Here is a 25,761-nt window from a genome sequence, read left to right as displayed (position 1 = left end):
GTCGTCAGCCGAGTTCGAGGGTCGTGATGCCGAAGACCCGGTCCTGAGCGATCGGCCTGACGGGGCCGGTGTACATCCGTGCCGTCTCGAACGTCGGCTCGAGGCCCCGGTCGAGCGCGAGGCGGGCCGCCGCCGGATTGGCCTCCGGCATGTCGATCGCGATCCGTGCCGAGCCGAACGCCCGCGCCTCGGCCGCCAGGGCGTCGAGGAGGGCGGCCGCGTCGGCCGGTGTGTCGGCGAACAACGGCCCCACGCGCGCCTCGTCCTCGGCCGGTCGGACCACGCCGTACCCCGTCAGGCGCCCGTCGACCACCCGGGCCAGGGCCCGGTGCCCGGGGGCGGCCAGCCACGGAGCGAGGAACCGGGGGCGCTCGGCGTGGTGGCAGGCACTGTCGTACGCGGCGAGGGCGGCGGGGTCGACGTCGTGGGCGGGGACGACATGGGGGTCGGATGCGCTGGTTGTCGTGGTTGCGTCGGTTGGCCCCGTTGCCCTGCTTGCATCGGTTGACCCGGTTGACCCGGTTGACCCGGTTGACCCGGTTGCGCCGAGAGGGCCCGGGGTGCTCGGCTCACCGACGTACCGTGCCGTGCGGTGGACGGAGGAGAAGCCGGAGCGGCGGTAGTTGTCCTGCTGGTCGGGCACCCCGTCGAGCCCGACGGTCCGGTCGCCGGCGTGGGCGAGGGCGGCGCGCCAGGTGGCGAGTCCGTGGCCGAGGCCGCGCAGGTCGGGGCGGACGAGGTAGAAGCCGAGGAAGGCGTACCGGTCGCTGTAGTTGACCACCGAGATCGCCGCGACCGGCTCCCCGTCGACCCGCCCGAGGAAGAACCCCTCCGGGTCCTGGGCGAAGAACGCGGCCGCGTCCGCCAGTCCGGGGTTCCACCCCTCCGCGACCGCCCATCGCCGCACGACGGACCAGTCCTGGAGCGTCGCGGGGGAGACCTGGAGGGAGCCGGTGGAGGGGAGGGGCATGAGGTTCCTTCGACGGCCTGGAGAGGAGGGGGCATCAGAAACCGGTCAAAGCGCCCCGATCATAGCGAGGGCTCACCCCGCCCGAAGCCCGCTGCGACGGTTTCCGGCCGCAGGCCACAGCCAGGGGAGGCCGGGCCTCAAGGAGCCCCTGGACTCACGGCCCTGCGAGGCGGCCCCGGGATCCACCGCCCACTCGCCTCCCAGGCAGGCCGCGCCTCCCAGGCAGGCCGCGCCTCGCAAAGGCGCCGCACTCACCCCACGAGCCTCAGCGTCGTGTCGGCGACGCCCACGCGGATCGTCTGGCCCCATGTCAGGTTCAAGGTGTCCGATTCCATGCCGTCACCGAAGGCGACCAGGCGGTCCGACTCCACCGTGAGGCGGAGGGACGTGCCCGGAGTCAGGACGCCCTCCACGCGCGTCGTGCCCGTCGTCGGCGAGGGCCAGGCCTCGCGGACGAACCAGGCGAGGCGACGGGCCGTCGGGCCGGGGAGCGTCAGCGGGCTGGAGCGCTCGTGCCAGAGGGAGCGCAGCCAGCCCGTCGCGCCCGTGCCCGTACCGACCAGGACACCCGAGGACGCCTGGGGTTCGGCCGGCGACTCCGTGCCCTCGACCGCGAGGGTGTAGCGCGCGGTCTGGTGGCTCGGCGGGCCGAGGTGGATCTCGTTGAGGGCGAGGAGCCGCTGCGCGTCGTCCGTCACGGCCTCCACCATCGTGAGCTCGTCCACCCCGGTCCGCGCCGCCTCCCCGACCGCCGACCTCAGCAACGCCCCCGCGTCCGCCGCCCGGTGCCGGACGAGGACGCCGGGGTTCCGGCCCGGGTCGGTGTCGACGCCGACGACCGGCTGCCCGGACAGGTACTTGGCGGCATTGGCCACCAGGCCGTCCTGCCCGACGACCACCACGACGTCCTCGGGCCCGAAGAGGAACCGGTCCAGATCCGCCCGCTCCACCCGCGCCTGCCGCCATGTCAGGGGCACGGCCGCCGCCACGTCCGCGAGCCCCCGCCGGTTCCGCTCGTGCCGCTGCCGTACGTCCTCGATGCTCCGGCCCCGGCTCGAGAGGAAGAACGCCGCCTGCCCGTGCGTACCGTGCCGCGCGAGCAACTCCTCGTACTCCGTGGTGCGGTGCACGAGCACCGCGCGCGGTGCCAGGCTCACGACGATGTCCCGCCGCCGCCCAGCCTGCCCAGCAGGGCGGTCAGGACGTCCGGGGACACCGTCACGCTCTCGATCCGGGGCAGGTTCTCCGCAGCCCGGGTCGCCGCGAGCGCGTGGAGCGTGCTCGCGTCGACCTCCCCGTGCACCCGGAGCCACGCCGCCTGGGCCTCCGCCCGCGCCTCGCCGACCGCGCGCGCCGCCTCGGCCTCGGCCCGCGCGAGCCGGACCTTCCGTACTGCCTCCGCCTCCGCCCGTACGGAGTCGGCGGCGGCGCTCTCCTCCGCCTCGCGCCGCGCGTTGGTGCCGCGCTGGTCGACGAGCCGCTCCTCCTGCCGAGCCAGTTCGATCTTGCTGGCGAGCTCGTTCTCCGCGATGGTCCGCTCGCGTTCGACGGCCACGGCGCGGCGCTCGTAGGTCGCCCGGTCCGCCTCCTGCTGGATCAGCTCGCGCGCCGGGGTGCGCAGCGCCCGTTCGACCTCCGGCTCCGGACGGATCGCCACCACCCGTACCGCCACCACCTGGATCCCGGTGGCCGGCAGCCGGGGCTCGGCCGCGAGCCCGTCCGCGATCCGGTCCCGTACCGCCGCCACCCCGTCGACGAGCGCCGCCGCCAGCGGGGTGCGGGCCAGGACGTCGAGCGCGTGCTGCTGGGCCGTCTCGGTCAGCAGCGTGGCGATCTGCTCCAGCGGCGCACCGCGCCAGGCGCCCGTGTCCGGGTCGATGGAGAAGTCGAGCCGGGTCGCCGCCGCCTCCGGCTCGCCGATCCGGTACGTGACGGTGGACTGCACACTCACGTCCTGGAAGTCGGCGGTGCGGGCGTGGAACGCCATCGCCAACTCCCGGTCGTTCACCGGCACTTCGGAGAGCGCGGCGGAGAGTGAGCGGTACCAGAAGCTGAGCCCCGTGCCGTCGTGGACGAGGCGTCCGCGCCGGTGGTGGCGGATGTGCGCGGTCGGTGCGGACCGCAGGTGGCGCCAGCCGGTGCGGCGGGTGATGTCGGCCATGAGAACTCCCCCTTGTCGTCATGTTGACGATAGTGGGCGGAGTTCTTTTTCGTCAAGATGACGAATTGGGTGGCGCCGGGGGTGGAGGGATCCGGTACAGGTGGGCCGAGACGTCCTCGTGCGCCAGGCGGCGCAGGGCGAGCATGATCGGTTCGTACAGCACCGTGTACGCGACGGCCGCCTCGATCGCCTCCTCCAGGACCGGGTACTCGCCCATCACCCCGTACTCCTCGGCGGCGATCGGGTGCATCACCTCCGCGTACCGCCGGATGTCTTCGACACCGCCCCGGTAGCCCAGCGTGCGGAGCGTCAGGACCGCCCGGGTCAGCGCGGCGAGCGCGGGCGCCTCGTCGTACACCCGCCAGCCCATCCCGGTGAGCAGCCCGCGCATCTCGGCGAAGACCTCGTCCCAGCGTGCGCGCTCCGGGTCGGAGGCGTCGGGCGGGGTGATCTGCGGGCCGAGCATGTACTGCGCGATCCCGATGCGCTCGTGGCGCCCGAACGCGGGGTCGTCCGCGACCGCCAGGACGTCCCGGGCCTGCTGGATCGTCATCCCGCCGACCGTGAGGAGCGCCCGGACCAGGCGCAGCCTGCGCAGGTGTTCCTCGCCGTACTCCGACTGTCGAGCGGTGACGGGTGTTCCGGGCGCGAGGAGCCCCTCGCGCAGGTAGTACTTGACGGTGGCCACGGACACGCCGCCGCGGTCGCTCAACTCGGAGAGGCGCAAAAGGGGTTCACCGTTCCAATCGTTTCGTTTCGTCTCGACACGGATGCGGATACGGATACGGAGTTCTACCCTCCCCTCTAAGGATAGTTCAGCTATCCAATAGGGTCATGAGCTCTGCGTTTGACGACGGTCCGGCGCGGGGCTGGACTGGATTCAGTGGACGCTGCAGCGACTCCGGCCTAGGGAGAGAGCGGCGATGGCAACCGTGGAGAGCTTCGACCTTCTGCAGCCGTACAAGATCGCCGAGGAGACGTTCGTCATCCCGTGGGCCCTCGAGGCCCCGCCGGTCGGCCACTTCCCGATGAACTCGATGGTGATCCGGGGAACCGAACCGGTCCTGGTGGACACCGGGGCGCCCGCGGTGCGCGCCCAGTGGCTGGAGGCGGCCTGGTCCGTCGTGGATCCCCTGGACGTACGGTGGATCTTCCTCACCCACGACGACCGCGACCACGCCGGCAACCTCCTGGCGGTCCTCGCGGAGTGCCCGAACGCGACCCTGCTGACGACATGGTTCTCCATCGGCCGCATGGCCGAGGAGTGGGAGACTCCCATCAACCGGTGCCGCTTCATGACCGACGGCGACACGATCGACGTGGGCGATCGCACGCTGGTCGCCAAGCGACCGCCCCTGTACGACAACCCCACCACCCGCGCCCTCTTCGACCCGAAGGCCAACGTCCTGTGGTCCGTCGACACCTTCGCCACGAACGTGCCGACCCCCATGCCGGACATGGCGGCGCTGTCGCCGGACGAATTCCGTGACGGCCAGCTCTTCGGCGGAAGCCTGGTCTCCCCCTGGGTCGCCCTGCTGGACGCCGAGAAGTTCGGGGCGGTCGTCACCGACTTCCAACACCTGGACGCCGAGGTCATCGCCGGCTGCCACTGCCCGGTCCTCCGCGGAGCCCAGATCCCCGAGGCCTACGACCTCCTCCGCCGGCTCCCCGGAATCCCGCCGTGGACGGAATTCACGCAGGCCGACCTGGACCAGTGGATGGCGGTCGCCGAGAGCTCGGTCCCGCCGGAGCAGCCGCGACCGTCGGGGACGTGAGCGGCGCTGCGGTCCTAGCGGTCAACCGGCGACTGCGGGGGTGGGGGCCGGGGTTGGGGTCGGGTCCGGGGTAGGGACGGTTTCGTCCGTACGGGGGGAGGGGAGCGGCTGCCCCGAGGCGGCGACCGGGGACAGGGGCAGGGCCGGGGACAGGGTCGGGGCCGAGGGTGCCGGGGTCGTTCCCGCTCCGGCCGTCAGGAGCACCACGCCGCGTGCCGCGATCAGCGAGGCGGCGGCCGCGACCAGCCAGCCCCACACGCCCGCGCGGAACGTCTCGCCGAGCAGCGCCACGCCGATGACGGCGGCGGCGGCCGGGTTGGAGAGGTTCACGACGGCGAGCGGGGCGGCGAGGCCGCCCCGGTAGGCCGTCTGCGAGAGCAGCAGCCCGCCCACGGCGAAGGCGGAGATCAGCACGGCGACGAGAGCCGTCTGCCACCAGGCGGGCGCCCCGCCCGGCAACTCCCGCGCGAGCGCGGCGGTGAGCGTCTGCGTCAGCGCGGACCCGACCCCGGAGGCAACCCCGGAAGCCGTGGCATGGCCGAGCCCCCGTCCGCGCCGCTCCGTCGCCCCGCCCGTGAGGCCCCCGCCTCGCCGCCGTCGCAGCGCGCCGTACCGGCTGCCCGACGTCAGGGCCGCGATCAGGAAGGCCGTCGCCGCCGCGACGACGAGGGCCTCGCGGAGCGTCAGGGCGTCGCCGGGGGTTGCCGGGCCGGTGACCGAGATGAGGGCGACGAGTCCTGCGAGGGTCAGGAGCGCACCGCGCCACTCCGCGCGGGTCACCCGGCGCCGTGCGCAGTACGCGCCGAGGGGCAGCGCCGCCACGAGGGTGAGCGCGCCCAGCGGCTGAACGAGCGTCAGCGGGCCGTAGTGGAGCGCGGCCACGTGGGCGAGCGCGCCCGCCGCGTTGAGGCCGACCGCCCACCACCACTGGCCCCGCGCGAGCAGCGCGCGGAGCGCGCCCCGGCCGCCGTCGGAGGCCGAGGCAAGCCGGGACTGGGCGACCGCGGCGAGCGCGTACCCGGCGGCGGAGACCAGGGAGAGCAGTACGGCGAGCACGGTTCCGTCGACGGCGTTCATCGCAGCGCCTCCGCCGGGCGAGGCGCCTCCGCCGGACGCGGCGCCCTGGCGCGCGGCACGGCGCCCGAAGCTGAGGGGGTGTCGGGGGCGTCGGGGGCCGCGCCCGGGGGTCGTACGACCGCGAGCGCGAGCCCGAGCAGGGCCGCCGCCGCGAGCGCGTCGAACCAGTAGTGGTTGGCCGTGCCGACGATGACCAGCAGGGTCACCGCCGGGTGCAGCAGCCACAGCCACCGCAGCCGCGCGCGACCCGCCGCGATCAGACCGATCGCGACCATCAGTGCCCAGCCGAAGTGGAGCGAGGGCATCGCGGCGAACTGGTTCGCCATCGAGTCCGTCTCCGGCGTCGCGCCGTACACCGAAGGTCCGTACACCTGCGCGGTGTCGACGAGCCCCGTCGCCGCGAGCATCCGGGGCGGCGCCAGTGGCATCAGCAGATGCAGCGCGAGCGCGGCGGCGGTGAGGAGCGCGAGAACCCGGCGGGACCAGAGGTAGTGGGCGGGCCGACGCCAGTAGAGCCAGGCGAGGAAGCCGATGGTGGCCGGGAAGTGCACGGCCGCGTAGTAGGTGTTTGCGGCCCGGACGAGCTGGTCGCCGTGCATCAGGAGCGCCTGGACCGACTCCTCGGCGGGCAGATGGAAGGCCCGCTCGACGTCCCAGATCCGGTCGGCGTTCTGGAAGGCCCGCAGCTCGTGGCCGTTCGCGAAGAGCCGCCCGAACTTGTAGACGAGGAAGAGCGCGGTGACGAGCAGCAGCTCGCGCAGCAGCGCGGGTCGCGGGGTGCCGGTCGCTTCCACGGCGGTGGTCGGCTCCGGTCTGGCAGGACTCGGCTCCGGAGTGCCGGGCGGCTCGGAGCCGTCAGGACTCGACTTCCGGGTGCCGGTCGGCTCCGGTCCGGCAGGGATCGGCTCCGGTCCGGCGGGACGTGTCCCCGGTATCCCGCGTGTCCCGGCAGCCATGGCGCGGCCCCTTTATCAGTCAAATCGGCAACAAACGGAGGAAGCCTAGATCCGAATTCATCGAGACGCAAGCGTCTCGATACGTTTGCGTCTCGATTGTGCACCCCCTACTCTCGTATGTGCAGACAGCTGTCCGGGAGGAAGCCATGTCCACGCAGGCCGCGACCGCCGCCGCCCGCCGCAGCAAGATCACCCCCGAGCGGGAGACCGAGCTGTACGAGGCGGTGCTCTGCCTGCTCCGGGAGGGCGGCTACGACTCGGTGACCATGGAGGGTGTCGCGGCCCGTACCAAGTGCGGCAAGGCGACCCTCTACCGCCAGTGGGGGACCAAGCCGCAGCTCGTCACGGCCGCCCTCGCCAAGCAGCGCTGCACGTTCTTCGCCGGCATCGACACCGGTAGCCTCGCCGGCGACCTCCGCGAGGCCGCCCACCTCGCCGCGACCCGCCGCGACCACGACGCGGAGCTGATGGAGGCCGTCAGCCAGGCGTACGTCCAGTACCCCGACCTGCGCGCGGCGCTCCGCGAGACCGTCATCAGCCCCGAGGTCGCGGCGCTCGACGAGATCCTCCGCAGGGCCGTCGAGCGCGGCGAGATCGACGGGGACAACCCGGCCATCGGCTTCGTCGCCCCCTGCTTCCTCGGCATGCTCCGCATCGAGCGGCTCTTCGAGGAGCGGTTCGCCGACGCCTCGACCATGCGCGTCTTCGTCGACTCCGTCCTGCTGCCCGCGCTCATGCCGGCGGGCCGGGTCGCCGACATGTGAGCGCGCGCACTCTCCGGCACCCTGGACCCATGCCTTCCCGCGCCGCCTCGCCCGATGTACGCGTCCGACGGATCTACGAACCCCCGGCCCCCGACGACGGCGTCCGCGTCCTCGTCGACCGCCTCTGGCCGCGCGGCCTCGCCAAGATCGACGCCCGCGTCGACGAATGGCCCAAGGCTCTGACCCCCTCCACCGAACTGCGCCGCTGGTACCACGGTTCGGAGGGCGAGGGCGCGTACGAGGAGTTCTGCCGACGGTACGAGGAAGAGCTCGCCGAACCCGCCGCCGCCGAGGCCCTCGACCGGCTGCGGAGCCTCGCCGCGAGCGGCCGCGTCACCCTCCTCACCGCTGCCAAGGACCCGTCCGTCAGCCACACGTCCGTCCTGGAGCGCGCGCTGACCGCCACCGGGCCGTAGCCAGGCGCACGCGGCGCCGGTCACGATGGGGGAGGGCAGGCACCCTGCGGCCGCCCGCGTTCCGCACCTTCCCGTACCGGAGGCGCCGCGTGGACCCGACGACGTACGCACCCCACGAGCTGCTCGACGCGTTGCAGCGCGACCCGTACCCCCTCTACGCCCGTGCGCGACAGACCGACGGTCTGACCTTCGTCCCCGAGCTCGACGCCTGGCTGGTCGGCCGCGACGCCGACGTCCGCGAGGTGCTGCTGCGGCCCGAGGACTTCTCCTCCGCCCACTCCCTGCGGCCCGACGTCCTGCCGGTGCCCGCCGCCTTCGGCGTCCTCGCCCGGGGTTTCGCCGCGCGCCCGACCGTCGTCTCCACCGACGGCGCCGCCCACCGGCGCCACCGCGCCCCGATCAACCGGGGCCTCTCCGCCGCGCGGGTCGCGGCCCTCACGCCGTACGCCACCGAGATCGCGACCGCCCTCGTCGACGGCTTCGCAGCCGACGGTCACACCGAACTGATGACGTCCTACGCGGGCCGGCTGCCAGGAGCCGTCATCGGCCGGCTCCTGGGCTTGTCGCCCGAGGACGTGCCCGCCGCCGTGCACGGCGGCCACCGCGCGGAGCAACTCCTCTTCCGCCCCATGGCGGAGGACGAACAACTCGCCGCAGCCGAGGACGTGGTCGCCCTCCACCACCTCCTTGACGGCTACGCCCGCGCCCGCCACGCCCACCCTCGCGACGACCTCTGCTCCCTGATGGTCGAGGCCCTGACCGCAGACACGGCAGCAGCCCCAGCCCCAGCCCCGGCCCCGGCCTCAGCCGCGGACCCGGCGCGGCCCAGCCCCCGCGAGCTCACCCTCGACCAACGCGCAGAACTCGTCGCCAACCTGCAGAACTTCCTCATCGCCGGGCACCTCACCACCACCGCCCTCATCGGCACCACGGTGCTCCACCTCCTCCGCCACCGCGACCAGTGGGAGCTGCTCTGCGCCCGGCCCGACCTCATACCCGGGGCGGTGGAGGAAGCGATCCGCTACGACACCGCCGTCCAGGGATTCCGCCGTACGGTCACCCGGCCGGTCGTGCTCGCGGGCACCGAACTGCCCGCCGGCGCCACCGTCTTCGTCGCCTACGGCTCCGCCAACCGCGACGAGGCACGCCACCGGGATGCCGACACATTCGACATCACCCGGCCCGCGAGCCCCACCCGCCACGTCGGCTTCGGCCACGGCGCCCACGGCTGCCCGGGCTCCCAGCTCGCCCGCACCCAACTCCGGCTCACCCTGGAGCTGCTCACGAGCCGCTTCCCCGGGCTGCGGCTCGCCGAGGACCGGGAGGTCGTGATGCGGCCGACCCTGATCCACCGCTCGCCCCTGGAGCTACCGCTCACCTGGTGACCCGCCGTCAGGGGCGCCGTGTCACTCCCCGAGCAGGCGTGGCGCCTCGGCGGCGGCGTCCGTCACCTCGTCCGCACGGTCCGCCAACGCGCGCGCCCACCGGACGAGTCCGTCGATGTCGATCCCGTACGGATCGCTCTGCCCGGAGATCCGGGCGGCGCCGCGCAGCAGCAGCCGTGCGCCGCCCGCCGCGTTGCCCCGGGCGGCGTGCGTGAGCCCCACGGCCAGCTGGGCGAGCCCTTGCCACAGGTCCCGTTCCCCGGCGGGGCCGCTCTTCCACGCGTCCTCGAGGACCTCGTGCGCGTGGAACGGCATTCCCGCGTCGAGCAGCCGCTGCGCCTCCCGCACGGTCTCGGCGGGCGCCCGTACGACTCCCTCGGGCTGTCTCGGCACACCCTCGGCGCCGTACGGCAACGGCCGCCCCAACCCGTCCCGGGGCCGCTCACTACGCGCCCGCCCCTCGGCGTCCCGGTCCCTCGGCATCCTGTCCACGCCTCCCATTCTCCCTCCGACCCGTCCGGCCTGCGCGGATGCCTCCCGCCACGTGTCCGGGGGTGCGTCCCGGGGGCGCACGGAGTGAGGTAATGTTCTCTTGCACGCAGCCGCCGGGGACAAACCGGGGGAACGGGCATCGGGACGTGGCGCAGCTTGGTAGCGCACTTGACTGGGGGTCAAGGGGTCGCAGGTTCAAATCCTGTCGTCCCGACTCGAAAGAGTCGCAGCTCAGAGGCCGTTTCAGAGCAATCTGGAACGGCCTCTGAGTCGTTTCCGGGGAGCTGCGCTCCAAGGTCGAGGCGGTCTCCGGCGCGCTGCTCGGTCGGCTCGCGGCCCGCGAGGTGGTGGTGGTGGACCTGATCGAGGGGCTCGCGTATCCGCTGCCGCTGCGGGTGATCTGCGAATTGGTGGGCGTTCCGGACGAGTTGGTGGATGCGGTCCGCCGCCTCATGAACGCCGTCGTGGGGGCACGCCGGAGCCCCTGGCCGCGGTGCCGCTGCGGTTCGCGGTGAAGGATCTGGAGGTCGGCGGCGTCACCGTCCCGGCCGGCGACGCCATCATCACGACGTACGGCGCCGCCGGGTGGGACCCCGACCGCCATGGCCAGGACGCGCACGTGTTCGACGCGGCCCGCGAGGGCGAGGACCATATGGCGTTCGGGATCGGCGTCCACCGCTGCATCGGTGCTCCGCCCGGCGCGGATGGAGGCCCGGACCGTGCTCCCCGCCCTGTTCGAGCGTTTCCCCGACATGAGCCTCGCGACCGACCCGGACGAGCTGCACCAGGTGGCCTCCTTCGTCGCCCTCGGCTGGCGGGAGATACCGGTACGGCTGCACGGCCGAGGTTGAGCAGACGCGTGCCGTCTCGCGAGCGTCGTGACGGAGGTCGTGGCCGCAGTGCCGCGGCGGCCGTTCAGAGGTGGTCGTCCAGGAAATTTCGTACCTCGGCGATGGTCATGGGGCCCGTGGCGTGTGCCACCGGCTCTCGCTCCTTCAGTAGGACGTAGGACGGGGCTCCGGTGATTCCGTATCGCTCGGTTGCGGCCGGACAGCGCGTGATGTCGGTGCGGACCGTCGTCAGGCGGCCCGTGTACTCGTCGGCGATGCCGTTCACGACGAGGTCCATCGCCCGGCAGGGCTCGATTGCCTTGGGCCATGTCCCGATGAAGTAGGCGAGGACCGGGACTCCGCTCATCCCGAGGATGAAATCGAACTCCGCGTCCTCACGGGGTTGGTGAATTCGCTTCGCCATGGAAGCTCCTTACCTCGCGTTCCGTCTTTCCACCCCCATCATCCAGCGGGGCCCGGCCGAATCGGCCGGGCCCCGCTGGGGTGGAGAGGGGTGTTACGTCACCCGATGGCCAGCTTGTTCTTCCAGCCCACGCCGTCGCTGTTGCCGATGATCTCGACGCCGCTGCCCGCCATCTCCCCTCGGCTGCCGGCGTAGAAGCGCACCGCTCCGTCCACCCGCAGGGTCCAGATGTCGGGGATGCCGTCGCCGTTGGCGTCCGGGGTGCCGTAGAACAGGCGGATGTTGCTGCGGCCCCAGCCCGAGGCGCCGTACTGGGCGTCCGCCCCGGTCGCGGAGTTGGCGGCGGACGCCAGGGACGTGAGGTCCACCCCGCTGCCGTCGGCGTCCTTCTTGCCGGTGCGGAGCAGCAGGCGGGCCGAGACGTCGGTGCGGTAGATCAGGTCGGTCACGCCGTCGCCCGTGATGTCCTGGACGGTGACGATGTCGCGTTCCAGCCAGGGCGAACTGGACAGCTGGACGGCCGTCTCGATGCTCGCGCCGTTGTAGCCGACGAGGGCCCACAGCGCGTCCCCGACCTTCAGGAAGAAGTCCGTCTTCCCGTCGCCCGTGGCGTCTCCCGCGGAGACGATCTGGGTGATGGTGTCCGGCGCCGGCGCGTTCGACGGCAGCAGGATCTCCTGCCGCTTGTCGATGTTCACCCCGCCGTACCCGTCGCCCGGGTACACCCACAGCTTGCCCTCACGGCGTGCGACGAGGTCCTGGAGACCGTCCCCGCCGTAGATGTCGCCGAGGTGGGTGATCAGGGTGTTCTTCCAGTAGCCGGACGGCGCCGAGACGTACTGCGGGAGGCCGTCGTCTCCGTTCGGGTCCTTGGCGGGGTTGCCGCGGTAGGAGCCCGACATCGAGTAGTCCAGGTCGCCCGTGCCCTTCACCAGGTCGGTGGTGGCCTCCGACGGGTAGAGCCGCAGGTTGCCGTTGCCGTCCACGACCATCAGGTCGGGCAGCTTGTCACCGGTGAAGTCACCGGGGTGGTCCGCCTGGTCCCGAGGGGTCACGTAGAAGAGGTACTTCGTCGGCTGCGACGGGTTGCCCGCGTCGTCGACCGCCCGGACGTACAGCACGTTCGGCCCCGCGAGCGGAGGCTTCACGTTGTTCACGGTGGTCGTCGTGGTGACGGGCGCGCCGTTCGTCCGGTTCACCGAGAACGGGTACGCCGCCTGGTTGAAGCCGTACTCGAACTTCACCACGTCCGTCTGGGCCGCCTTGAAGGTGAAGGAGCCGGCCGTGCCGAACTTCACCGTGCTCCACTTGGAGTCCTCGGAGTCGTTCTCGAAGCCGTTGTCCTTGGCGTCGGCGTCCGGGAACTGCGCAGAGGACGCGGTCGGCGACGACGGCTTCGAGTTGTCGAAGACGAAGCGGCACGGCGTCTTGCCGGGCGAGTACGACGAGGTCGCGCCGAACTTGTCGACGGCCTTGGCCCGCCACGAGTACGTGGTCCCGTTCTTCAGCCCGCTGGTGGAGAAGGGGTCCGTGTGGACCTTCGCCGAGCCGGTCTGGCTGCCGACGGACACCTTGCCCTTGCTGCCGAGCAGGTTGGTGGTGCTGCCGCCGGTCGGCCACAGCTCGAAGTGGACCGACTGGAGGTTGCTGTCCTTGTCGGTGCTGTTCGCCCAGAGGGTGATCGAGGAAGCGCCCACGTTGAGGTACGGGGACGTGGTGTCGCAGCGCACGTCGTTCGGGTCGAGGACCAGGCTGGTCGGGGTCGTCGGCGGACGGTTGTACGACAGGTCGACGAACGGGTCCTGACCGCCGTTCGCCTGGAACTTCTTCCAGGAGTACTGAGACCCCTCGTCGGAGGCCTTGAACCCGATGGTCATCGTCTTCCAGCCGCCGTCGACGGCCTTCTTCGCCGAGGACTTGACGTCGAACGCGACCCATTCGTCGGGGCAGGAGGAGGACTTCCAGCCGTGCGCGAAGCTGCCGCCGCCGATCTTGTTGCCGCTGTTCATGGACGGCGCGTTCTTCCAGTTCGTCTTCGAACTGATCGTGCCGGTCAGGTGCACGGTCATGCTGCGCGCGCTGCACGACCACGAGTACGTCTCCAGGGCGCGCAGCTTCGCGCTGTGCACCGTGGAACCCTTCAGGTCGGGGTCCCAGTCGATGCTGAAGAACGACCGTGAGGTGCCCCAGGTGTCGGACTCGTAGCCGACGCGGGCCTCGTGCGTGCCGCCCTTGTTGAAGTTCTTGCCGTTGTAGAAGCTCGCGTTCGGGTGGCGGCTGTAGGCCGTCGTCCAGTCGTTCGTGTGCTTCTTGACCGAGGGGTCGACGAAGACCGGGTACACGGTGCCGGGGTCGTTCAAGAAGTCCTGGTCCGGGGTCATCACCCAGTCCGAGCCCTCCAGGTCCGTCCCGACCAGGGTGCCCTTGGAGTCGGGCTGGGGGCCGTTCACTCCGGGCAGCGACAGCGTCGCCGCCGCACCGGTCTGCGACGGCTCGGGGGTCGGCTCCGCGGGCACGGGCGGCGCGGAACCCTCGATCTCACCGATCACGGAGGGGTCGGCGGCCTCGTCGGTCGCCTCCGGCAGCACCTCGTTGAACGTGTCGCCCTGGTCGCCGTCGTTCATGCCGTCCGTCGGCTCGGCCGAGGCGGTCGGCGTCTCCTCGGGCTCACCGGACGGAACGGGCGACTCGGAGGGGATCACCTCGGGGGCGGTGGGGGAGGCGCTGGTGCCGCCCCCGCCGTCGGTGGAGGTGGGGGTGCCCGAGCTGTCCCACATCAGCGGCGTGGGGGACTCGGCGATGTCCTGGCCACCGATGTCGGTGGCGGAGACGACGCCCGTGGTCGGGTCCAGCTTGAAGCTGAGGTCCGGGGAGGAGAGTCCGTACGCGAGTCGGGCGACGCGCGGGTCGGCCGCGGCCTGACGGTTCTTCACCACCAGGAGCTGGGCGAAGCCCGCGTCGTCGGCGGTGAGGACGAGATCGGCGCCGGGCAGGATCTCCGGATAGAGCGCCCTGGAGCCGTCGATGATCGGGGTGGGCACGGCGTCGGGCCAGGTCAGCACGATGTCGTGACCGTTGACGGTGAGGGTGGCGAGGACGTTGCCCGTGGCCGTGGTCGCCATGGGGGCGCCGGCCACCGCCGTTCCCGGCAGCAGCGAGACGCGCTGCGCACCGGCCCGTGACGCGCGACCGTCCCCCTTGTCCTGCGCGTCCGTCCCCTGAGCGCCCGTGCCCTGCGCGCCCTTCTCCGGTGCGCCCTTGCCCTTCGAGCCGGCCGAGAAGAGGACACCCACGTTGGTGGCCTTGGTCGCCCAGCCGCCGTCGACCCGCTTCAGATCGGTGTCGATGGCCTTCCAGACCCCGTCGACCTTGGCGCGGATCGGGCTGGCGTGGATCCGCCGCTGCATCAGGCCGTCCGGCCGGGCCCACGTGGTCGAGTACGCCGTGCGCATCGCGGTGGCTTCCACGGCCTTGCCGGTCTTGCGGGCCAGCGCGCCGGCATCGGACTCGCTCAGGGGAGCGCTGTTCCTGGTGCGCGGCCCGGCGGCGTCCTGGCGGTCCTCGGGACCGCCGGCGAGACCGACGTACGTGAGGCCGGAGGCCACGACGACGGCGGCCGCCACGGCCGCGACCGGTCGACGCCCGGGCATGCGGCGCCATCTGCTCGTCATGAGCGAGGTTCCTTCCCCCTCGAGAACCGGCTTACGGCAGACGGCCGACCGGGCTCCTGTGGCTGGTCACGCGGGCGCGGCGGTACACGCCTCGGCGTAACGGATGCCTGCAGATCATGGCTTACGGGGGATCAGCCGTCACGTGGCGGCCACGAATTCTCCACGCCGAGCCGGACGCCTTTCTTAAGGCAGGCCCGGTCGTTCCGCCGCGCCAGGGGAGCATTCGGTGGCAGACGAATGGGATGTTCCTGCCTGCTTTCGGGATGAAAAGCGCGTGGAATTGCAGCAGTTGACAATAGTTCATCCCATTTGGCAGGCAACAGCGCTTTTCCTGGTCGGCACGGTGATTGAAGGGTTCCTGGAGGGATTCGAGACAAACCGTGTCGCATTCCACCGATGTATGGATGTGATCATCGCCACCTGATCACTTTCCACCTGGTCTTTACGCGCAACTCACACACAGAATTGCCGCGTTCACTGGCCTCACCTGCGGTCCGCCCAGGCGCCGCTTCATGTCGTCCGGGGGGACCCCACCCGTGCCTGCCTTCTTGTCCGCGCGCCGAAAGCGCCTGCGTACCGCAGTGGTTCCGGCCGTCGGTGCCGCTCTGCTGCTCACGCTCCTCCCGACGCAGGCCGCCGCCCTGCCGCCCGATCCGGCCAAGGACGAAGTGCCCCGCGAGGAACTCGTCCTGGAGAACCTCCCCGAGGAGAAGCCGGTGGACGGGGCGACCCGTAACGCCGGCCTCGACACGATCGCGGCCCAGCCTCCGGCCGACCAGGACGAGGCTCCGGCGGGCACCGCGACCCCGCCGGCCGGCGGCACGGCCGCCGTGACCTTCGGCGCCCCCGCCCCCCAGCAGGCCTCCGCCACCTCCGGGAACACCGCCGTGCGGCAGGCCGCGTTCACCACCGGCCGCTCCACCATGGCCACGGCCACGACGGCCGGGGCCACGACTGCGGCCACCAACGCCGTCCCGGCCGAGCTCGAGCCGGTCGGCACGCTGCCCGTGAAGCTCGGCCAGGCACCCGGCGCGGCGACGCCCACCGGCACCTGGCAGGTCGGCGTCTACCCGCGCACCGCGCCGGAGGCCGACAGCGTCGACGGCGCGGTCGTCACCGTGACCGCGCCCTCCACCGGTTCCGTCCCCGTCTCCGTACAGCTCGACTACAAGGCGTACCAGAACCTCTACGGCGCCGACTGGGCCTCCCGGCTCACGTTCGTCCAGTTCCCGGAGTGCTACCTGACCACCCCGGACCTCGAGGAGTGCCGTACCTACGACGAGCTGGAGACGGTCAACGACACGAAGACCAGGACCATCACGGCGACGGTCGACACGGCCGCCGACGGCACCGTCACCCCGGCCGTCGCCCCGCGCACCACGACCCCGCCGTCCGGCATCTTCCAGGCCTCCTACGTCCGCTCCGCCGACGTCCGGCAGGTCGCCGACAGCGGTGACAGGGCCGTCGTCGGCGCCGTCGACTCCGGCATGGGCGAGGGTGGCTCCTTCCGGGCCACCCCCCTGATCTCCAACGGCAAGTGGGAGGCCGGGACCTCCTCCGGCGCGTTCACCTGGTCGTACCCCGTCGAGGTGCCGTCGGCGCCCGCCGGCCCTTCGCCGGAGATCTCCTTCGACTACAACTCCCAGGCGGTGGACGGCAGGACCGCCACCTCCTCCCCGCAGGCCTCCTGGCTCGGCGAGGGCTGGGACTACGACCCCGGCCACATCGAGCGCCGCTACCGCACCTGCAAGGACGACCGCGAGGCGACCTCGACCGGCGAGCCGAACAACACGGCGAAGAAGGCCAAGACCTCCGACCTGTGCTGGGTCTCGTACAACGCCGTCATGTCCCACCAGGGCCGGACGCTCGAACTGGTCCGAGAAGGCACCAGCAACATCTACCGCCCGCAGCACGACGACGGCACCCGCGTCGAGCTGAAGACCGGCGGCACCAACGGTGACAACAACGGCGAGTACTGGGTCGTCACCGCGACCGACGGCACCCAGTACTTCTACGGCCTGAACAAGATCGGTGAGGGTCACGCCGACACCCAGTCGGTCTTCACGGTGCCCGTCTTCGGCAACCACCCCGGTGAGCCGTGCCACGCCGAGACCTTCGCGGCCTCCCGCTGCAACGACGACGCCACCAAGCAGCAGGCCTGGCACTGGGGCCTGGACAAGGTGATCGACGTCCACGGCAACGTGATGATCGTCAACTGGCACAAGTCGACGAACTACTACGCCGTCAACAAGAAGTTCAAGACCCCGGAGAAGTACGACCGCGGCGGCCTCCCGGACTCCATCGAGTACGGCCTGCGCGCGGGCGCGCTCGGCGCGGAGCCGGCAGCCAAGATCGACTTCCTGCTGTGGCAGCGGTGCGTGCAGGACGACACGGTCTGCGCCTCCGAGAAGTTCGACGACACCAAGAACCCCGCCTCCTACCGCCCCTGGTGGGACAGCCCCGGCAACCTCAACTGCAAGTCCGGCTCCAAGCTGTGCCCGGGCTTCCCCTCCTTCTGGAACCGGCTGCGGCTCGGCGGCATCACCACCTACGCCCACCGCCCCGGCACCACGGGCCTGGCCAAGGTGGACACCTTCCTGCTCAACCACTCGTTCCCCCGGGACTGGTACGACACCGCGCCCGGCCTGTGGCTGAACTCGGTGACCCGCTACGGCTTCAAGCCCGGCGACACCAGCGGCACCCTGCTGACGAAGGCCGGTGTCTCCTTCAAGCCGTACGTCGTCGGCACCGGCACCGCCCACCCGCTGACCGGCTACCTGAAGGACAAGCAGCTCCCCAACCTCGTCCCCCGCAGCAGCACCGACGCGCGCCCCGGCTTCACCCGCCCGCGCATCGGCGCCGTCTCCACCGAGCACGGCGGTGACATCGAGGTCACGTACAAGGGCGGCTGCAAGGTCCAGCCCACCGTCGCACCCGAGGACAACCACGGCACCTGCTTCCCGATGCGCTGGTCCCCCGACGGCGAGGTGGAGAAGCCGGCCCTCGCCTGGTTCAACAAGTACGTCGTGCACACGGTGACCGAGACCGACCGCATCACCGGTGTCTCCGACCGGATCACCCACCGCTACGACTACAGCGACGCGGCCTGGACCAAGAGCGACGACGAGTTCACCAAGCCCGCCCTGCGCACCTACAGCGAATGGCGCGGCTACCGGCAGGTCTCCACGGTCAAGGGCAGCAAGAACACCCCCTCCACGGGCAGCCCGCAGACCCAGTCCCGCTCCGTCGTGCGCTACTTCCGCGGTGCGGGCGGCGCGGTCAAGGACTCCACCGGCGCCGTCACCCTCGCGGCGGACGACGCCGCCCAGTACGCCGGCATGCCCGCCGAGACGATCGCGTACGACGGATCCGGCGGCCGCGTCGTCAAGCGCACCCTGACGTTCCCCTGGTCCAAGGAGACCGCGTCGCGGACCCGCGACGGCGGCCTGCCGCCGCTCAAGGCGTACCGCGCCGGAGTGAAGCGTTCGGACGCGATCCAGACCGTCGGCACGAGCTGGCAGGCGGTCCGCACGGAGACGGAGGTGGACCCCGACTCGGGCATCCCCGTCCAGATGCAGACGGCCGTCGTGAAGCCGAACGGCACGGGTGAGACGCTCAGCGACTACAACTGCACCACGACCACGCTGGCCCAGAACACCACGGCCCACATCATCGGCGCGCCGACGGCGACCCGTAAGACGGCGACCTCGTGCGCGAACCAGGCGTCCGCCGACCCGGCGACGCAGCTGATCAGCTCGGTCCGGATGTCGTACGACGACCAGGCGTGGGGAGCCCCGCCGGTCAAGGGCCTTGTCACCTCGAGCGCCGAGATCGACGGCGCCGGCACCTCGCACTCCGTCGTCACCACGAAGACGTACGACCCGCTGGGCCGGACCCGCAAGGTGACCGAGCCCGTGGTGGGCACCACCGAGACCCAGTACACCCCCGGCGACACGGGCGGTGCGGTCACGAGCGTCAAGGTCATCAACCCCAAGGGGCACGCGACCGTCCGCACCTTCGACCCGGGCCGCGGCTCGGAACTCACCGTCACCGACCCCAACGGCAAGGTCGTCCGGAGCGAGTACGACGCCTTCGGGCGGCTCGTCAAGGGCTGGTCGACGGGCCGTTCCTCGGGCACCCAGACGCCCGACGTCATCCTCGGCTACCAGATGGCCGAGTCCACCCCGACGGTGACCAGGCCGACGGCCGTGATCGCCCAGAGCCTCAAGGACGACGGCACCTACGCCAAGCAGGTCACCGTCTACGACGGCCTGATGCGCGCCGTACAGACCCAGCGCGAGGCCCACGGCCCCGGCCGGATCATCGTCGACACCCGCTACAACGACCACGGCCTGGTCGGCGAGCAGACCGGTGCGTACGTCGCGAAGGGAGAGCCGGAGGCCGCCCAGTTCAAGCGGGTCTCCGACGCGCTCGTCCCCAGCCTGGTCCGCACCCGCTACGACGGTCTGGAGCGCCCGGTCCGGGCGACGACCTACCACAGCGGTGACACCGCGTTCTGGTCGACGACCACCTACGGCGACACCAACACCTACAGCCGCCCCTCCGGCGGAGCCGTGCCGGCCACCAACACCTGGACCGACGCCCGCGGCCGGATCACCCTGATCCAGCACTACACGAACAACGCCAGCAGCCGCTGGCGCGACACCCGCTACAGCTACGACGCCCGCGGCAACCGCGAGAAGGTCACCGACCCGGCGGGCAACGTCTGGACCTACACCCATGACGCCCGCGGACGGACCGTCTCCGCCAAGGACCCGGACACCGGGGACATCGCCTACGGCTACGACAGCGCGGATCGCCAGACCAGCGCCACCGACCTCCGGGGCGCGATCCACACCTCGTACGACCAGCTGGGCCGCGTCGTCGCGGTCCGCGAGGGCACGACGAGCTCGGCGCCCGTCAGGGAGTACACGTACGACGACGTCACCGGCGGCATCGGCCAGCGGACCTCCTCGATCCGTCATGACGCGAGCGGCGACTACATCACCCGCGTCACCGGATTCGACGCGCGCTACCGGCCCACCGGCCGCCAGGTCGTGATTCCCGCCAACGCCATGACCACCGGCGTCTCGGGCACGTACGGCTACGCCTACAGCTACACCCCGACGGGCAAGCCGCTGTCGGTGACCCTGCCGGCCGCGGGCGGCCTCTCCACCGAGAAGGTCATCACCCGCTACAACAGCGACGGCCTCGCCGAGACCACCTCCGGGCACACCTGGTACACCTCGGACATCACCTACTCGCCGTACGGGGAGCCGCTGCGCACGGTCACCGGGCCGCAGCCCTACCGCGTGTGGACGACCAACTTCATCGACCAGCACACCGGACGCGTCCAGCGCACGGTCGCCGACCGCGAGACCGCGAACTCCCACCGGATCTCCGACAGCACCTACGCGTACGACATCGCCGGCCACATCACCGGCTACGCCCGCAAGCTGACCGACGGCACGGTCACGACGAGGGACACCCAGTGCTTCACCTATGACGCCATGGGCGAGCTCACCCAGGCCTGGACGTCCAACATCACCCCGCAGGGCGACGGCACGGGCTGCAAGGCGGCGAACGGCGCCGCCTGGGGACCGCGCACGGACGGCTGGCCCTCCACCGGTCCGGTGGCCGAGGCCCCCGACCAGGTGACCGACGGCGAGAGCCCGGACAGCGTGCTGACGGCCTCGCTGGCCGCCGGAGCCCCGGCCACCGGGACCCTCGACACCGGCACCACCTCCTACTGGCAGTCGTTCCGGTTCGACCTGCTCGGCAACCGCGCCTCGCTGGTGGAGCACAACACCAAGGACGCCACCAAGGACGTGACGTTCACCTACGGGTACGGCAAGACCGTCACGGGCAACGGCACCACCCCGTCGTACACCGCTCAGCCCCACACCCTGTCCTGGGTCTCGACGGCCCCGGCCGGCGGCGGCAGCTCGTACGTCAACGACGCCCACGGCAACACCACCAAGCGGGACCTCGCCACCACCACGCAGGACCTGACGTGGACGCGCGAGAACAAGCTCGCGACGCTCACCGAGAACGGCGTCACGACGAAGTACGTCTACGACGCCGACGGCAACCGCATCCTGGAGAACACCCCCTCCGGGAGCGTCCTGAACCTGGACGGCACCGAACTGACCACCGCCGCCGGGAAGATCACCCGCGCGACGCGGGGCTACGCCCAGCAGGGCGCGCCCACGGTCGTCCGGTCCACGGTGAACGGCGCCACCACCGGCCACAAGCTCACCGTCCTGCTCTCCGACCACCTCGGCACCGCCACCACGGCGGTCGAGCAGACCACCAACCAGCCCATCACCCGCAGGGCCTTCAAGCCCTACGGGGAGGTGCGCGGACCGAAGCCGGCCTGGGTCGACAGGCGGTCGTACCTGGGCGTCGGCATCGACGACCCGAGCGGCCTCACCCACATCGGGGCGCGCGAGTACGACGCGTCCACCGGCCGCTTCATCTCCGCGGACCCCGTGGTGGACCTGTCCGACCCGCTCCAGATGAACGGGTACGCGTACAGCAACAACAGCCCCATCACCAACAGCGACCCGACCGGTCTGTTCTTCTTCGGCATCTTCACGAGCATCAAGAAGATGTTCATGCAGCTCACCGGCATCGGCCTGCACGCCAACCCGGGTCTGAAGAAGCCGGTCGCCAAGCCTCCGGTGGTGAAGCACACGAAGTTCCAGGACATCCTGAACGCCATCTACCTCCGCAATGTCAGGCCCGGGGCGAAGGTCACCGGTGACGGCAAGGCCGGCACGGCGTTCATCCACGAGCTGAACTACGGCAAGCCCGTCAACGGCAGCTGGCACGTCCCGAAGGTCCCCGACCTGATGACGCGTCTGTCCAACCTCCTGGAGGAGGACCGCAAGGCGCGGATGGACGGCGGCAAGGGCGTCCTCACGGACTCCGAGCTCAAGCTCGCCAGGGCCGAGTCGAAGGAACTCTGGCACGCCATGAACCTCAGGGACATCGACGGCAGGATGACGGCGCACGTGAAGGCGAACCCGGCGATCGAGAAGAACCTCATCGCCAGCCGCAAGACCGCCGTGAGCGCCGAGGCCATGTCGGACATCACCGGCCAGAAGTTCGAGGTCCATCCCAAGGACCGGTCTCCCAACCCGAAGCCGAGGGCCACGGGCAACCCGAGCAGACTGGGCGGCTTCATGAAGTCGTTCGGCATCGCCGGCGGCGCGCTGACCGGCGTGGGCGGGGCGGCCGGGAACATCAAGGAACACGGAGTGAAGGACGGCCTGAAGGAGACCTTCGAGGATATGGTCGACCCGTTCGGGGTGGAGGACGCGGCCAACGCCGATCCGTGTGCCAACCCGGCCGCCTGTATCGCGTAAGGGAATCGAGCACGTGGTGACGGAACCGATCGCATCGCGCACGTTTCTCGGGGAGCTGCTGGACGTCTTCCCCGAGATGCGTGAGCCGGTCGCGGAGAAGGTCCGCGCGGCCGTCGAGCTGACCGGCGACCCGGAGGACGGGGACACGGTCAGGACGGACGTGTACGGCCGGCTCTGGGACCTGTTCAACGACGTGCTGCTGCCGGCGCTCGCGGCGGAGCCGGGCCCCGAGCGGTCGGAGGTGCTGGGGCGCTCCTTCTCCTTCCTGGAGCGGGTCGCCGCCTCACCCGAGCCGGTCATCCGCGAGTTCCTCGGCGGTCTGACCGGCGACTACCTGATCGGCGAGGACGGCCCGCTCTCCTACGCCCACGCGGGGCCGGAGGTCCGCGCGGTCATGGTCCGCGCCTGCGAGAACTGGGGCCTGCCGGTCCCGGCCGACTGGACGTCTTCGTAGAGAAGCCCGTGGCTTGCGCCCCGGCCGCGCACAGCGGGAACGGAAGAAGGGCCCGCACCTCGTGGGAGGTGCGGGCCCTTCCGGCTGTTCACAGGGTCAGGCGGCGGGCTTGCCGGGCTGGTCGTGCGTGGAGCAGTGGATCCCGCCGCCGCCGGAGGCGATGGTGTCGATCTGCACCTGCACGACGTCCCGATCGGGGTAGTGCTCCTGAAGGATCGCCTTCGCCCGCGCGTCGGCCTTCCGGTCGCCGAACCTGGGCAGGAACACGGAGTCGTTGGCGATGTAGAAGTTGGCGTACGTGGAGACGAAGTCGTCGCCCTCGCCGGTGATCCTGTCGAGGTCGGGCTGCGGCAGGTCGATGATCTCGAAGCGCCGGCCCCGCGCGTCGGTCGCCTTGCTGAGCACCGACCGTGCCTGGTCGGCCGAGCGGGACCAGGAGTCCGGGGGAGTACCGGGGAACGCCTGGTCGAGCAGGACCACACCGGGCGCGGTGAAGCGTACGAGACTGTCGACGTGCGCGTCGGTGATGTCCTCGCCGCGGACGCCCGCCAGCCAGACCACCTTCTCCACGCCGAGGGTCTCGATGAGCTCGTCCTCGATCTGGTCCCGGCTCTTCCCGCGGTTGCGGTTGTCGTTGACGATCGAGCTCTCGGTGATGAGGAGAGTGCCCTCGCCGTCGGTCTCGAAGGAGCCTCCCTCGGCGACGAGCGGCGCCTGCTCGCGGGGGATGCCGTACTTGGCGAGCAGTTTGCGGCCGACCTGGGCGTCGTTGGTGTGCTCCTGCTTGTTGCCCCAGCCGTTGAAGTTGAAGTCGACCCCGACGACCTCACCCCCCTCCTCGACGAAGACGGGAACGGTGTCGCGGGCCCACAGGTCGTCGACGGCGAGCGGGATCACCTCGACCTGGTTGCCGCAGGCCCGCTGGGCCGCCGCCACCTGTTCCGGGCGGGCCGTCATCACGACCGCCTCGTACTCCCCGACGGCCCGTGCGATGCGGGCGATGTCCTCCCGCACGTAGGGCAGGTCGTCCTCCCAGACGGATGCGAGGGCGGGCCAGGACATGAACGTACGGGTGTGGCTCTCCCACTCGGCGCCGAAGCGACGATCCCCGCCGGCCGCCGGGGTACGAGCGGGGGCGGTCGTCGTACCTCCGCGTACGGACTCCTCGGGGGCGCAGGCGGCGGCGCCGAGACCGAGGGCGGCGCCGATGCCGGCGAAGGCGCGCAAGGTGCTGCGGCGAGAGGGGAGGAGGTGGGACACAACGTGCTCCGATCGTGGGCTGGCGAGATTATCCGGCGGCGGTCGGTGGGTCGCGGTGACGCGGCGCGGCGGCGGAATCGCGGGCCTTGGCTTCACGCGAACGGCTGCCGTGGCGAGACGGCGGTGGCGGTGGCGTGAGTGGGGATGGCCGTGACGCCACTCTGGCACTGACTGGATTTTCAGTCAAACCGTCGGTGTGGCGTGTGGCGTGTCCCGTGTCGCTGCGTCGGGCGTCGTGCGGCGTCCGCCGGTTCAGGCGACGGCGCAGGCCTGACGTGGCTCCCGCAGGCGCAGCGCCTCGACCTCGGCCGCGATCGCGCCCCGCATCAGCTCCGAGGCGTGGCCCACGGGCAGCACCCCGATGAGCCACCGGGTGCTCAGGCCCTCCAGGAGCACGGTGAGCCGCTCGGCCGCGCCGACGAGGGCCGCGTCGGGGGGCGACGGATCGATCCGGCCGAGGAGGTCCGCGATCTCCCGGACCCACTGCCGCCCCGCCCGTGCCAGCTCCTCCCGCAGCTCCGGCTCGAAGACGGCGCTGGCCCGGAGCTCGCCCCACGCCGTGCTGTTCTCACGCACCTCCGGGGTGTCCCGCAGTTCGAGCAGCAGCCTGCGCTCCAGCTCCAGGGCCGCGTCCTTCGGCGCCCGTGGCGGGCCGGGAGTTCCGGGTGGGCCCGGCGGGCCGCCTCCGGTGTACCGCTCCGCGCGGTCGCCGATGAAGCGCAGCGTGTGGCGGAGCAGGCCGGCGCGGTCGCCGAAGTGGTAGTAGACGAGGGCTTTGGAGACGCCCGCCTCGGCGGCAAGCTCCTCCACCCGCAGTCCGCGCACCCCGTGGTGTGCGATCACCCGGGCGGCGGCCTCGAGGATCGCCGTCTTCCGGTCCTTCACCCTGCACTCCTTCACCCTGCACTCCGTCATGCCGTACTCCGTCACGCTGCCTCGTGCGGCTCGGTTCGGTGTTGACTGAAACTTTAGTCAACGGGCAGCCAGGTCGTGGCGGACCCCGCCGGTGCGGATAGGGTTCGTGGCATGGCGTCTCGCAGTACTCAGATCCTGGAAGCGGCCGCCCGGGTCATCGCCCGGCGCGGGGTCCGCGGCCTCCGCGTGGAGGAACTGGCGGAGGAGGCCGGGGTCTCCACCGGCCTGATCTACTACCACTTCAAGGACCGCACCGGAATCCTGCGCCACACGCTGGAGTTCATCAACGACCGCGCCGAGAGGTACACCACGGCGGCACTGGACGGGGAGACGGAACCGCTGAGCCCCCGCGAGGAGCTCGACCAGGTCCTGCTCCTGGAGCTCCAGGACACCCCGGAGGTGCGGGAGAACAGCACGGCCTGGGGTGAGCTGCGGGCCAGCGCCGTCTTCGACCCCGTTCTGCGCGAGGACCTCGCGAGGGCGACCCTGGTGTGGGTGCAGGAGGTCGCCGCGCTCCTGGGGCAGGTGCAGCCGCTTGCGCCGGCGGCCACCCTCGCCGCGGCGGCCGAGCGGCTCACGGCTCTGCTGGAGGGCCTCAGCATGCGCTGGCTCAGCGGGGGGCTCGCCGTCGGGCATGCGCGCACCCTCATGTCGGAGGCCGTCGAGGTGGAGCTGACCCGGCTGCGGCAGCCGTAGTCGGGCGGCGCTCGCAGCTTTCCGAGGCCTCAGCCGCGTCCTCTGTCCTCTCGTACAGAGCCGCGGCAAGCTGTGTTCAAAGTGTTGACTGAAATTTCAGTCAGTGCCACAGTGAGGTCATCGCAGGGCTCCGCCCGGCCCGGCC

The 25,761-nt window shown here is 71.4% G+C and carries 21 protein-coding genes, 1 tRNA gene and 1 pseudogene; 12 read left to right on the top strand and 11 right to left on the bottom strand.

Annotated features, from left to right (window positions below; translation table 11 throughout):
• Positions 1 to 4: 4 nt before the first annotated feature.
• From ACGFYP_RS02505 to ACGFYP_RS02490, 4 genes are all read right to left on the bottom strand, one after another.
• Entirely contained in the window at positions 5 to 970 is a 966-nt protein-coding gene (locus tag ACGFYP_RS02505) for a GNAT family N-acetyltransferase (protein ID WP_393485513.1), read from the bottom strand.
• A gap of 251 nt (positions 971 to 1,221) precedes the next feature.
• A complete protein-coding gene (locus ACGFYP_RS02500; RefSeq protein WP_393485510.1) occupies positions 1,222 to 2,127 on the bottom strand; it encodes a hypothetical protein in 906 nt (301 codons plus the stop codon).
• A complete protein-coding gene (locus ACGFYP_RS02495) occupies positions 2,124 to 3,131 on the bottom strand; it encodes an SPFH domain-containing protein (RefSeq protein WP_393485508.1) in 1,008 nt (335 codons plus the stop codon). The genes ACGFYP_RS02500 and ACGFYP_RS02495 overlap by 4 nt, the downstream gene beginning before the upstream one ends.
• A 52-nt stretch (positions 3,132 to 3,183) precedes the next feature.
• The gene (locus ACGFYP_RS02490) at positions 3,184 to 3,843 is read right to left on the bottom strand and encodes a MerR family transcriptional regulator (RefSeq protein WP_393485506.1); all 660 of its coding nucleotides are present in this window, start codon (positions 3,841 to 3,843) and stop codon (positions 3,184 to 3,186) included.
• A 211-nt stretch (positions 3,844 to 4,054) separates the two neighbouring features.
• On the opposite strand from ACGFYP_RS02490, the gene ACGFYP_RS02485 reads away from it, so the two are divergent.
• Positions 4,055 to 4,906, top strand: coding sequence for an MBL fold metallo-hydrolase (locus ACGFYP_RS02485; protein WP_393485504.1), 852 nt, complete (start codon positions 4,055 to 4,057; stop codon positions 4,904 to 4,906).
• A gap of 21 nt (positions 4,907 to 4,927) precedes the next feature.
• Here the strand turns inward: ACGFYP_RS02485 and ACGFYP_RS02480 are convergent, their stop codons facing one another.
• Both ACGFYP_RS02480 and ACGFYP_RS02475 read right to left on the bottom strand, forming a co-directional pair.
• Positions 4,928 to 5,983, bottom strand: coding sequence for a DMT family transporter (locus tag ACGFYP_RS02480; protein WP_393485502.1), 1,056 nt, complete (start codon positions 5,981 to 5,983; stop codon positions 4,928 to 4,930).
• Entirely contained in the window at positions 5,980 to 6,939 is a 960-nt protein-coding gene (locus tag ACGFYP_RS02475) for a phosphatase PAP2 family protein (RefSeq protein ID WP_393485500.1), read from the bottom strand. The genes ACGFYP_RS02480 and ACGFYP_RS02475 overlap by 4 nt, the downstream gene beginning before the upstream one ends.
• Positions 6,940 to 7,085: 146 nt before the next feature.
• Here ACGFYP_RS02475 and ACGFYP_RS02470 point away from each other — a divergent pair, with 146 nt between their 5' ends.
• From ACGFYP_RS02470 to ACGFYP_RS02460, 3 genes are all read left to right on the top strand, one after another.
• The gene (locus ACGFYP_RS02470) at positions 7,086 to 7,703 is read left to right on the top strand and encodes a TetR/AcrR family transcriptional regulator (protein ID WP_393485498.1); all 618 of its coding nucleotides are present in this window, start codon (positions 7,086 to 7,088) and stop codon (positions 7,701 to 7,703) included.
• Positions 7,704 to 7,732: 29 nt separating this feature from the next.
• Complete coding sequence (locus ACGFYP_RS02465) at positions 7,733 to 8,119, top strand: DUF488 domain-containing protein (protein ID WP_393485496.1); 387 nt, start codon at positions 7,733 to 7,735, stop codon at positions 8,117 to 8,119.
• Between the two features lie 89 nt (positions 8,120 to 8,208).
• Positions 8,209 to 9,504 (top strand): cytochrome P450, encoded by a 1,296-nt coding sequence (locus ACGFYP_RS02460; RefSeq protein ID WP_393485494.1) that lies wholly within the window; start codon positions 8,209 to 8,211, stop codon positions 9,502 to 9,504.
• A gap of 21 nt (positions 9,505 to 9,525) precedes the next feature.
• Here the strand turns inward: ACGFYP_RS02460 and ACGFYP_RS02455 are convergent, their stop codons facing one another.
• Positions 9,526 to 10,005, bottom strand: coding sequence for a DUF309 domain-containing protein (locus tag ACGFYP_RS02455; protein ID WP_361968581.1), 480 nt, complete (start codon positions 10,003 to 10,005; stop codon positions 9,526 to 9,528).
• Between the two features lie 131 nt (positions 10,006 to 10,136).
• Between ACGFYP_RS02455 and ACGFYP_RS02450 the strand changes: the two genes are divergently transcribed.
• The 4 genes and pseudogenes from ACGFYP_RS02450 to ACGFYP_RS02435 all read left to right on the top strand — a co-directional run bounded on the left by ACGFYP_RS02450 (position 10,137) and on the right by ACGFYP_RS02435 (position 10,847).
• Positions 10,137 to 10,210, top strand: a tRNA-Pro gene (locus ACGFYP_RS02450).
• Between the two features lie 139 nt (positions 10,211 to 10,349).
• Positions 10,350 to 10,511, top strand: coding sequence for a hypothetical protein (locus ACGFYP_RS02445; RefSeq protein WP_393485491.1), 162 nt, complete (start codon positions 10,350 to 10,352; stop codon positions 10,509 to 10,511).
• A pseudogene (locus ACGFYP_RS02440) lies at positions 10,490 to 10,627 on the top strand (cytochrome P450); the annotation flags it as partial. The gene ACGFYP_RS02445 and the pseudogene ACGFYP_RS02440, both read left to right, overlap by 22 nt.
• Positions 10,628 to 10,715: 88 nt before the next feature.
• A complete protein-coding gene (locus ACGFYP_RS02435) occupies positions 10,716 to 10,847 on the top strand; it encodes a hypothetical protein (RefSeq protein ID WP_393486047.1) in 132 nt (43 codons plus the stop codon).
• A gap of 64 nt (positions 10,848 to 10,911) precedes the next feature.
• Here ACGFYP_RS02435 and ACGFYP_RS02430 read toward each other — a convergent pair whose 3' ends face one another.
• Entirely contained in the window at positions 10,912 to 11,250 is a 339-nt protein-coding gene (locus tag ACGFYP_RS02430; protein WP_393485489.1) for a thioredoxin family protein, read from the bottom strand.
• Between the two features lie 98 nt (positions 11,251 to 11,348).
• Entirely contained in the window at positions 11,349 to 14,921 is a 3,573-nt protein-coding gene (locus ACGFYP_RS02425) for a DNRLRE domain-containing protein (protein ID WP_393485487.1), read from the bottom strand.
• Between the two features lie 226 nt (positions 14,922 to 15,147).
• Here ACGFYP_RS02425 and ACGFYP_RS02420 point away from each other — a divergent pair, with 226 nt between their 5' ends.
• The 3 genes from ACGFYP_RS02420 to ACGFYP_RS02410 all read left to right on the top strand — a co-directional run bounded on the left by ACGFYP_RS02420 (position 15,148) and on the right by ACGFYP_RS02410 (position 22,745).
• Positions 15,148 to 15,345 (top strand): hypothetical protein, encoded by a 198-nt coding sequence (locus tag ACGFYP_RS02420; protein WP_393485485.1) that lies wholly within the window; start codon positions 15,148 to 15,150, stop codon positions 15,343 to 15,345.
• Between the two features lie 112 nt (positions 15,346 to 15,457).
• The gene (locus tag ACGFYP_RS02415; protein WP_393485483.1) at positions 15,458 to 22,291 is read left to right on the top strand and encodes an RHS repeat-associated core domain-containing protein; all 6,834 of its coding nucleotides are present in this window, start codon (positions 15,458 to 15,460) and stop codon (positions 22,289 to 22,291) included.
• A gap of 16 nt (positions 22,292 to 22,307) precedes the next feature.
• Positions 22,308 to 22,745 carry a hypothetical protein gene (locus ACGFYP_RS02410; RefSeq protein ID WP_393485481.1) on the top strand — a complete coding sequence of 146 codons (438 nt, stop codon included), beginning with the start codon at positions 22,308 to 22,310 and terminating at the stop codon, positions 22,743 to 22,745.
• A 96-nt stretch (positions 22,746 to 22,841) separates the two neighbouring features.
• Here the strand turns inward: ACGFYP_RS02410 and ACGFYP_RS02405 are convergent, their stop codons facing one another.
• Both ACGFYP_RS02405 and ACGFYP_RS02400 read right to left on the bottom strand, forming a co-directional pair.
• Positions 22,842 to 24,005 carry an agmatine deiminase family protein gene (locus tag ACGFYP_RS02405; protein WP_393485479.1) on the bottom strand — a complete coding sequence of 388 codons (1,164 nt, stop codon included), beginning with the start codon at positions 24,003 to 24,005 and terminating at the stop codon, positions 22,842 to 22,844.
• A 252-nt stretch (positions 24,006 to 24,257) separates the two neighbouring features.
• On the bottom strand, positions 24,258 to 24,920 hold the full coding sequence (locus ACGFYP_RS02400) for a TetR/AcrR family transcriptional regulator (RefSeq protein ID WP_393485477.1): 663 nt from the start codon (positions 24,918 to 24,920) through the stop codon (positions 24,258 to 24,260).
• Positions 24,921 to 25,031: 111 nt separating this feature from the next.
• Between ACGFYP_RS02400 and ACGFYP_RS02395 the strand changes: the two genes are divergently transcribed.
• The gene (locus tag ACGFYP_RS02395) at positions 25,032 to 25,616 is read left to right on the top strand and encodes a TetR/AcrR family transcriptional regulator (RefSeq protein WP_393485475.1); all 585 of its coding nucleotides are present in this window, start codon (positions 25,032 to 25,034) and stop codon (positions 25,614 to 25,616) included.
• Positions 25,617 to 25,761: the final 145 nt, after the last annotated feature.

Origin of the sequence: Streptomyces sp. NPDC048370 (assembly GCF_043200825.1) — a bacterium.
In the GTDB taxonomy this organism is placed as follows: Bacteria; Actinomycetota; Actinomycetes; order Streptomycetales; family Streptomycetaceae; genus Streptomyces.
This window is presented reverse-complemented; position numbering and strand designations above follow the sequence as displayed.

Coding starts and splice junctions, on each gene's coding strand:
- ACGFYP_RS02505 (WP_393485513.1), bottom strand. CDS start 970: ATGCCCCTCCCCTCCACCGGCTCCCTCCAGGTCTCCCCCGCGACGCTC.
- ACGFYP_RS02495 (WP_393485508.1), bottom strand. CDS start 3,131: ATGGCCGACATCACCCGCCGCACCGGCTGGCGCCACCTGCGGTCCGCA.
- ACGFYP_RS02485 (WP_393485504.1), top strand. CDS start 4,055: ATGGCAACCGTGGAGAGCTTCGACCTTCTGCAGCCGTACAAGATCGCC.
- ACGFYP_RS02480 (WP_393485502.1), bottom strand. CDS start 5,983: ATGAACGCCGTCGACGGAACCGTGCTCGCCGTACTGCTCTCCCTGGTC.
- ACGFYP_RS02475 (WP_393485500.1), bottom strand. CDS start 6,939: ATGGCTGCCGGGACACGCGGGATACCGGGGACACGTCCCGCCGGACCG.
- ACGFYP_RS02470 (WP_393485498.1), top strand. CDS start 7,086: ATGTCCACGCAGGCCGCGACCGCCGCCGCCCGCCGCAGCAAGATCACC.
- ACGFYP_RS02465 (WP_393485496.1), top strand. CDS start 7,733: ATGCCTTCCCGCGCCGCCTCGCCCGATGTACGCGTCCGACGGATCTAC.
- ACGFYP_RS02455 (WP_361968581.1), bottom strand. CDS start 10,005: ATGGGAGGCGTGGACAGGATGCCGAGGGACCGGGACGCCGAGGGGCGG.
- ACGFYP_RS02430 (WP_393485489.1), bottom strand. CDS start 11,250: ATGGCGAAGCGAATTCACCAACCCCGTGAGGACGCGGAGTTCGATTTC.
- ACGFYP_RS02425 (WP_393485487.1), bottom strand. CDS start 14,921: ATGACGAGCAGATGGCGCCGCATGCCCGGGCGTCGACCGGTCGCGGCC.
- ACGFYP_RS02400 (WP_393485477.1), bottom strand. CDS start 24,920: ATGACGGAGTGCAGGGTGAAGGAGTGCAGGGTGAAGGACCGGAAGACG.
- ACGFYP_RS02395 (WP_393485475.1), top strand. CDS start 25,032: ATGGCGTCTCGCAGTACTCAGATCCTGGAAGCGGCCGCCCGGGTCATC.